A 7,724-nucleotide genomic window follows, 5' to 3' on the forward strand; every position below is an offset into this window, starting at 1 on the left:
CTGGTCCTCGGGCGTCGTCAGGCTGGCCAGGCGCAGCCAGTAGCGGCCGGGAGCCAGCGGCAGCGCCAGGGCGGGGCGGTCCAGATCGGCGCGGTCCAGCAGGGGGCGTGCGAAATCGGGACTGTCGGCCAGCTGCAGGCGGTAGGCGCGCGCGCTCAGGGGCTCGGTCCACTGCAGGCGCAGGGTCTCGCCATAGGCCACGGCGCCGGGCGCCAGCCACAGCGGCGGCTCGGGCCGGGCCTTGAGCTGCAGCAGGCTTTCGCTGGCGGGGCCTTCCAGGCCCAGGGCGTCGATGCTGCGCAGGCGCAGGCTGTAGCGGCCATCGGGCAGCTGGGCGGCCTGGGGCCAGAGGATCTCGGGCGTGCTGACGCGGCCGTCCAGCAGCAGGCGATCGAAGTCCTGCTCGGCGAAGAGCTGCACGCGGTAGGCCCGGGCCTGGGGCGCGGCGGCCCAGCTCAGGCGCAGCGGCAGCTGCTCGGCGCGCAGCGTGGGCGGCAGGGCCGGCGGGGCCGGCAGGGCCTGGACCTGCAAGGGCGAACCGGCCTGGGCCAGGGCGCCCTGGCCGGCGGCCAGCGCGGTGGGGCGTGCGCCGGAGCCGGCCGCCACCCGGCCCGCCAGTACCTGCACGGCCGTGCGTCCGGCTTCGGCCTGCACGCGGAATTCGGTGCCACGCACGCCCAGGTTCAGGCTGGGGGTGCGCAGCTCGTAGCGCGGCGGCACGGTGGCCCCGGGCTCCACCCGGCTGTCGGCGCCGCCCTGTTCCAGGCGCAGCTGGGTGTTGGTGAGCGCGCCGCGGCCCTGCACCAGCAACTGCTCTAGGCTGAGCAGGCTGTCGGCGCCGAGCAGCAGGCGCGAACCGTCGGCAAAGCGCAGGGACAGGGAGGATGCGGGACCGGTCTGCAGCCGGTCACCGGCTTGCAGGTTCATGCCTTCCGCCAGGGGCGTGGCGGCGGCGCCTGGGCGCAGCAGCTGGGCCTCGCCCCGCAGATGCAGCACGCGGGCCACCGCGCTCTCGCGCTGCAGCCAGGCCAGTGGCAGGCGCAAGATGCCGCCGGGCGGCAGCTTGTAGGGGTCGGCCACGCGGTTCAGGCGCTGCAAGTCTCGCCAGCTGTGGCGCTCGTCCAGATAGGTCTGGGCCAGCTGGATCAGGGTGTCGCCGGGCTGGATGCGGTAGGCCCAGTAATCGGCCTGTGTCGCAGTGGCCGGAGTGCCGGCCTGTGGCGCAGGGGCCGGAGTGCCGGTCTGGGCGTTCAGCGCGAGGGGCACGCAGGGCTGCAGCAGGCACAAGGCCAGCAGCGAGCGAGCGGGCCGCCGGGCGAAGCTGGGCAGCGGGGTCATGGCGATCCTCCCTGGGCGTGCTCATGGCGCCCTTGTTGCGGCCATGTTAAGGCTGCAAGCCCTGCTCCGGCGAGCGGGCTTGTCCCGCAAACAGGCGGATCTGCCCTAGTTCAATCCCGATTGCCCAGGCTGTCTTGCAGCAGATGCAGCATGGCCTCCTGGGTGCGGCGCAGCTTTTGCAGCTCCTGGTCGGGGCACTGCAGGGCGGGCCAGAGCAGGGCGACCAGGTCGCGGGCGCTTTGCTCCACCTCGATCTGGCGGCCGGTGATCACCACCTCCCAGAGCATGTGCTCCATGGGCCCGAAGACCAGGGAACGCAGCAGGCGCAGCGGGATGTCGCGGCGCAGCTCGCCGCTGGCCTGGCCGCGCGCCAGCAGGTCCATCAGGGGCTGGGTGTAGCGCCGCTGCAGCTCCACAAAGCCCTCGCCCAGCTCCTGCTGGCCCTTGCTGCGGCCCTCGCTCAGCACCAGGGCGCACAGGCCCGTGCCCTGGATCAGGAAGAGGCGCAGATGGGTGTGGACGATGAATTCCAGCTGCTCGCGTATGGGCCGCTCGCGCGGCAGGCCCTGTTCGATGGCGCCGATGATCTCGTCATACCAGTCGCCGATCACCCGCATGCAGAGCTCGCGCTTGCCGCGGAAATAGGTGAAGACCGTGGCCTCCGAAATGCCCAGGCGCTGGGCGATCTCGGTGGTGGTGGTGCGCTCGTAGCCCAGGGCGGCAAAGACCTCGCGACCCACGCGCAGGATGTCGCGCACCCGTTGCTCGGACTTGGCGCTCACCGGCGCGCGGCGCTGGGCCGGCAGCACGGTGGCCGAGGTGGGGGCGGAGCGGGGCGTGCGGGGCATGGGCCGGATTCTGGATAAATTTTGAGGAAAGCTCAAGAATTGTTTGATGCCAGTTGCCGTCTGATTTATGCTGCACGGCTCTGGCATCCTGGCCATGCTTGGATCGGGATGCGTGCGAAGCAAATTGAGCCAGTCTCAGGCTGGCTGATCCAGGAGACAAGACGATGGCTGTTCTCGCCACCAAGCTCAATGCCCGCTCGGCCGATTTCAAGGCCAATGCCGACGCGATGCGGGCGGTCATCGATGATCTGAACGCCAGGCTCGCCAAGATCGCCGAGGGCGGCGGCGAGGCGGCGCGCGCCAAGCATGTGGCCCGCGGCAAGCTGCTGCCGCGCGAGCGCGTGGAGATGCTGCTTGACCCCGGCACGCCGTTCCTGGAAATCGCGCCCCTGGCCGGCCTGAATATGTATGACAACGCGGCGCCGGGCGGCGGCGTGATCGCCGGCATCGGCCGGGTGGCCGGCGTGGAATGCGTGATCGTCTGCAATGACGCCACGGTCAAGGGCGGCACCTACTACCCCATCACGGTGAAGAAGCATCTGCGCGCGCAGGAAGTCGCGCAGCAGAACCGCCTGCCCTGCATCTATCTGGTGGACAGCGGCGGCGCCAATCTGCCCAACCAGGACGAGGTCTTCCCGGACCGCGACCACTTCGGCCGCATCTTCTACAACCAGGCCAATCTCAGCGCCCAGGGCGTGCCGCAGATTGCGGTGGTGATGGGCTCCTGCACCGCGGGCGGCGCCTATGTGCCGGCCATGAGCGACGAGACCATCATCGTCAAGAACCAGGGCACCATCTTCCTGGGCGGCCCGCCCCTGGTGAAGGCCGCCACCGGCGAGGTGGTGACGGCCGAGGACCTGGGTGGCGGCGATGTGCACACCCGCCTCTCGGGCGTGGCCGACCACCTGGCCGAGAACGACACCCATGCCCTGGCCCTGGCCCGCCAGTCCGTGGCCAGCCTGAACTGGCGCAAAGAGGGCGAGCTGCTGCAGCGCGAGCCGCGTGCGCCGCTGTTTGACGCCGCCGAGCTGCATGGCGTGATCCCCACCGACACGCGCAAGCCCTTCGATGTGCGCGAGGTCATTGCCCGCATCGTGGACGGCTCGGAGTTCGACGAGTTCAAGGCCCGTTATGGCAACACCCTGGTCTGCGGCTTTGCCCATATCGAGGGCATGCCCGTGGGCATCGTCGCCAATAACGGCATCCTGTTTGCCGAGAGCGCCAACAAGGGCGCGCACTTCATCGAGCTCTGCTGCCAGCGCAAGATTCCCCTGGTCTTCCTGCAGAACATCACCGGCTTCATGGTGGGCCGCAAGTACGAGAACGAGGGCATTGCCCGCGCCGGAGCCAAGATGGTGACGGCCGTGGCCTGCGCCCAGGTGCCCAAGTTCACCGTCATCATCGGTGGCTCGTTCGGCGCCGGCAATTACGGCATGTGCGGCCGCGCCTACTCGCCGCGCTTCCTCTGGATGTGGCCCAACGCGCGCATCAGCGTGATGGGCGGTGAGCAGGCCGCCAGCGTGCTGGCCACGGTCAAGCGCGACGGCATCGAGGCCAAGGGCGGCGCCTGGAGCGCGGAGGAAGAAGAAGCCTTCAAGGCCCCCATCCGCCAGCAGTACGAGGACCAGGGCCACCCCTATTACGCCAGCGCCCGCCTCTGGGACGACGGCGTGATCGACCCGGCCGACACCCGCCGCGTGCTGGCCCTGGGCCTGTCCGCTGCGCTCAATGCCGAGATCCCCGAGACCAAGTTCGGCGTCTTCCGCATGTAAGACCGCGCCCGGGTGCTTGCGCCCGGGCCGGCTCCCCGCTCCAAATTGCCGCTCTGCCATGACTGACACCGCGCTCAAGATCGAACGCCTGGGGGCCGAGGCCCGCATCGCCCGCGTCACCCTCAACCGCCCCGAGGTGCGCAATGCCTTCAACGAGGCCCTGATCGCCGAGCTGACCGAGGCCTTCAAGACCCTGGGGCAAGACCCGACCCTGCGGGCCATCGTGCTGGCCGCCGAGGGCAAGGCCTTCTGCGCCGGGGCCGATCTCAACTGGATGAAGGCCATGGCGGGCTACAGCTGGGAAGAAAACCATGCCGATGCCGGCCGTCTGGCCGAGATGCTGTGGACCATCTACAGCTGCCCGGTGCCCGTGATCGCGCGGGTGCAGGGCGATGTCTATGCCGGTGGCGTGGGCCTGGTATCGGTCTGCGATATGGTGGTCTCGCTGGAGTCGGCGGGCTTTTGCCTCAGCGAGGCCAAGCTGGGCCTCTTGCCCGCCACCATCGCGCCCTATGTGGTGCGGGCCCTGGGTGAGCAGGCCTCGCGCCGCTACTTCGTGACCGCCGAGCGTTTCGGCGCCGCCGAGGCCCACCGCCTGGGCCTGGTGCACAAGCTGGCGGCGGACGAAGAGCAGCTGGATCACAAGGTGGAACTGCTGCTGAGCGCCGTGCTGGCCAATGGGCCGGCCGCCGTGCGCGCCTGCAAGAAGCTGGTGCAGGACGTGGCGCATGCGCCCATCACGCCCGCGCTGCGCGACGACACCGCGCGCCGCATTGCCGATATCCGCGCCAGCGCCGAGGGGCGCGAGGGCGTGCAGAGTTTCCTGAACAAGAGCAAGCCCTCCTGGCTGGCTTGAGTCACCGCGGTTCTTCATCCATGTCTTTGGCCGTACAAGAAGACTTGCAGCAGCGCAGCCTGGCCGCGGTCTGGCATCCCTGCACCCAGATGGCGCGTGCCGCCCGCAGGGTGCCGCCCCTGCCCATCGTGCGCGGCGAGGGCGCCTGGCTCTTTGATGCCGCCGGCCGCCGCTACTTCGACGCGAACAGCAGCTGGTGGGTCAATCTCTTTGGCCATTCGGACGCCGGCCTGAATGCCGCCATCAAGCGCCAGCTCGACACCCTGCCGCATGTGATGCTGGCCGGCTGCACCCATGAGCCGGCCGTGCGCCTGGCCGAGCGGCTCTCGGCCCGGACGGGCGGCGCCCTGGGCCACTGCTTCTTTGCCAGCGACGGGGCCAGCGCCGTGGAGATCGCGCTCAAGCAGAGCTTCCACAGCTGGCGCAACCGCGGCCGCGGCGAGAAGCGCGAGTTCGTCTGCCTGAAGAACGGTTACCACGGTGAGACCATCGGTGCCCTGGCCGTCACCGATGTGGCGGTTTTCCGCGACGTCTACGACCCGCTGCTGATGCGCGCCCATATCGTGGACTCGCCCGACAGCCGCCTGGGCAACGAGGCCCCGGCCCTGGCCGCGATGCGTGCCCTGCTGGAGGAGCGCCACGGCCAGATCGCGGCCCTGATCGTCGAGCCCCTGATCCAGGGCGCGGCCGGCATGGTGATGCACAGCCCCGACTACCTGCGCGGCCTGCGCCAGCTCTGCAGCGAGTTCGAGGTGCATCTGATTGCCGACGAGATCGCCGTGGGCTGCGGCCGCACCGGGACCTTCTTCGCTTGGCAGCAAGCGGATGCGCCGCAGTGGCCCGACTTCCTGCTGCTCTCCAAAGGCATCACGGGCGGCACCCTGCCCCTGTCCCTGGTGCTGACGACGGACGCCGTCTATCAAGCTTTCTGGGACGAGCAGGAGGTGGCACGCGGCTTTCTGCACTCGCACTCCTACACCGGCAATGCCCTGGCCTGCGCGGCGGCGAACGCTGTGCTGGACCGCTTTGAGCTGCAGGATCAGCTGCTGGCCAATCAGGCGCAGGCAGCCCTGCTCGCCCAGGCCTTTGCGCCCCTGGCCGAGGACGCGCGCCTGCATCATCTGCGCCAGCGCGGCATGGTGCTGGCGTTTGATGTGAAGGACTCGGGCCCGCGTTTCGCCGAGCGCTTTCATCTGGCCGCGCGCGAGCGCGAACTGCTGATCCGGCCCATAGGCGCCACCGTCTACCTGATGCCGCCCTATCTGATTGACGCCGAGGCGGCGCAGTTTCTCTTCAAGGCCGTGCGGGCCACCTTGGACGAGGTGCTGAGCCATGCTGCTTGAGCATCTGGACCGCAAGCTGCAGGCCTTGCGCGCGCAAGACCTGAGCCGCTTCACCCGCATTGCCGAGACCGGCACCGCGCCGCGCCAGACCGTGGTGGGCGCGGACGGCGTGGCCCGCGAGCTGCTGATGTTCTGCAGCAATGACTATCTGGGCCTGGCCGCCCATCCCGAGCTGGCCCAGGCCCTGGCCGAGGGCGCGCGCCGCTGGGGCGGTGGCTCGGGCGCCTCGCCCCTGGTGAGCGGGCATTCGCGCGCCCATCACGAGGTGGAGGCCGAGCTGGCACGCTGGTTTGCGCCCCATATTCCCCAGGCTCGCGCCATCGGCTTTTGCACCGGCTATATGGCCAATCTGGCGGTGCTGGGCGCCCTGGGTGATGCCGAGGCCGAGATCTTCAGCGAGGCGCTCAACCACGCCTCCCTGATCGATGGTGCCCGCCTGGCCAAGGCGCGGGTCAGCCGCTACGGCCATTGCGATGTGGCGGGGCTGCGCGCCCTGCTGGCGGCCAGCACGGCGCGCATCAAGCTCATCGTGACCGATGCCGTGTTCAGCATGGACGGCGATATCGCGCCCCTGCCCGAGCTGCTGGCCCTGGCTCAGGAGTTCGATGCCTGGCTGATCGTGGATGACGCGCACGGCCTGGGCGTGCTGGGCGAGACCGGCGTGGGCACGCTGGAACATTTCGGGCTGCGCAGCGAGCGCCTGATCCTGGTGGGCACCCTGGGCAAGGCCGCGGGCCTGGCCGGCGCCTTTGTGGTGGCCCATGAGACCGTGAGCCACTACCTGCTGCAGGCGGCGCGCAACTACATCTTCTCCACCGCCTCGCCGCCCGCCGTGGAGCAGGCCCTGCTGTGCAGCCTGGCCCTGATCCGCGGCGAGACCGGTCGCCAGCGCCGCGCCCGCTTGCAGACCTTGCAGACGCGCCTGCGCGTGGGCATGCAGGCCCTGCTGGCCCGGCACGCCCATCTGGGCTGGTGCCTGGCCGAGTCGCACACCCCGCTGCAGCCGCTTATCGTGGGGGGCAATGCCGAGGTCATGCAGCTGGCCGCCGCTCTAGAGGCCCAGGGCCTGCGCGTGCCGGGCATACGCCCGCCCACCGTGCCGGCCGGGCAGGCCCGCCTGCGCATCACCCTGTGCGCCACCCATACCGAGGCCGATGTGGACCGCCTGCTGGCGGGCCTGGAGACCTGCATTCCCAGTCTGAGCGAGATCGCCGCATGAAAGGCTTCTTCATCACCGGCACCGATACCGAGATCGGCAAGACCTGCATCACTGCGGGTCTCACCCACGCCCTGCAGCAGCAGGGCTGGCGGGTGGCGCCCATCAAGCCCTTGTCGGCGGGCCAGTTCCAGAATGCGGCCGGCGAGTGGCTCAACGAGGACGTGATGCAGCTGCATGCGGCCCAACGCCTGGGCCTGAGCCCGCGGCAGATCGGCCCCCTGCAGTTCCGTGCCGCCTGTGCGCCGCATATCGCGGCCCGGCTGGAGGGGCGCGATATCGAACGCCAGCCCCTGCTGGCCGCCATCCGCGAGACGGCCGCCCTGGCCGATCTGGCCCTGGTGGAAGGGG

At 70.0% G+C, this 7,724-nt stretch carries 7 protein-coding genes; 5 read left to right on the forward strand and 2 right to left on the reverse strand.

All coding sequences use genetic code 11. The features are described 5' to 3' along the window. Positions 1 to 1,338 (reverse strand): FecR domain-containing protein (locus tag ACK5F2_RS04550; protein ID WP_409863096.1); only part of this gene is annotated, 1,338 nt, incomplete at its 3' end. Between the two features lie 110 nt (positions 1,339 to 1,448). Next, positions 1,449 to 2,186, reverse strand: a complete 738-nt coding sequence (locus tag ACK5F2_RS04555; RefSeq protein ID WP_409863098.1) for a TetR/AcrR family transcriptional regulator — start codon at positions 2,184 to 2,186, stop codon at positions 1,449 to 1,451. A 164-nt stretch (positions 2,187 to 2,350) separates the two neighbouring features. On the opposite strand from ACK5F2_RS04555, the gene ACK5F2_RS04560 reads away from it, so the two are divergent. The 5 genes from ACK5F2_RS04560 to bioD form a co-directional block, all read left to right on the forward strand. Then, positions 2,351 to 3,958, forward strand: coding sequence for a carboxyl transferase domain-containing protein (locus ACK5F2_RS04560; RefSeq protein ID WP_409863099.1), 1,608 nt, complete (start codon positions 2,351 to 2,353; stop codon positions 3,956 to 3,958). Between the two features lie 58 nt (positions 3,959 to 4,016). After that, complete coding sequence (locus ACK5F2_RS04565) at positions 4,017 to 4,814, forward strand: enoyl-CoA hydratase/isomerase family protein (RefSeq protein ID WP_409863101.1); 798 nt, start codon at positions 4,017 to 4,019, stop codon at positions 4,812 to 4,814. A 20-nt stretch (positions 4,815 to 4,834) separates the two neighbouring features. Beyond that, positions 4,835 to 6,157: an adenosylmethionine--8-amino-7-oxononanoate transaminase gene (gene bioA, locus ACK5F2_RS04570; protein WP_409863103.1), complete on the forward strand. Its 1,323-nt coding sequence runs from the start codon at positions 4,835 to 4,837 to the stop codon at positions 6,155 to 6,157. Then, positions 6,147 to 7,376 (forward strand): 8-amino-7-oxononanoate synthase, encoded by a 1,230-nt coding sequence (gene bioF / locus ACK5F2_RS04575; RefSeq protein WP_409863104.1) that lies wholly within the window; start codon positions 6,147 to 6,149, stop codon positions 7,374 to 7,376. The genes bioA and bioF overlap by 11 nt, the downstream gene beginning before the upstream one ends. Then, positions 7,373 to 7,724, forward strand: a 352-nt coding sequence (bioD, locus tag ACK5F2_RS04580) for an ATP-dependent dethiobiotin synthetase BioD (RefSeq protein WP_409863105.1), incomplete at its 3' end; no start/stop codon positions are given. The genes bioF and bioD, both read left to right, overlap by 4 nt.

It is taken from the genome of Roseateles sp. (assembly GCF_046300915.1).
Classification (GTDB): domain Bacteria; phylum Pseudomonadota; class Gammaproteobacteria; order Burkholderiales; family Burkholderiaceae_C; genus Kinneretia.

Coding starts and splice junctions, on each gene's coding strand:
- ACK5F2_RS04555 (WP_409863098.1), bottom strand. CDS start 2,186: ATGCCCCGCACGCCCCGCTCCGCCCCCACCTCGGCCACCGTGCTGCCG.
- ACK5F2_RS04560 (WP_409863099.1), top strand. CDS start 2,351: ATGGCTGTTCTCGCCACCAAGCTCAATGCCCGCTCGGCCGATTTCAAG.
- ACK5F2_RS04565 (WP_409863101.1), top strand. CDS start 4,017: ATGACTGACACCGCGCTCAAGATCGAACGCCTGGGGGCCGAGGCCCGC.
- bioA (WP_409863103.1), top strand. CDS start 4,835: ATGTCTTTGGCCGTACAAGAAGACTTGCAGCAGCGCAGCCTGGCCGCG.
- bioF (WP_409863104.1), top strand. CDS start 6,147: ATGCTGCTTGAGCATCTGGACCGCAAGCTGCAGGCCTTGCGCGCGCAA.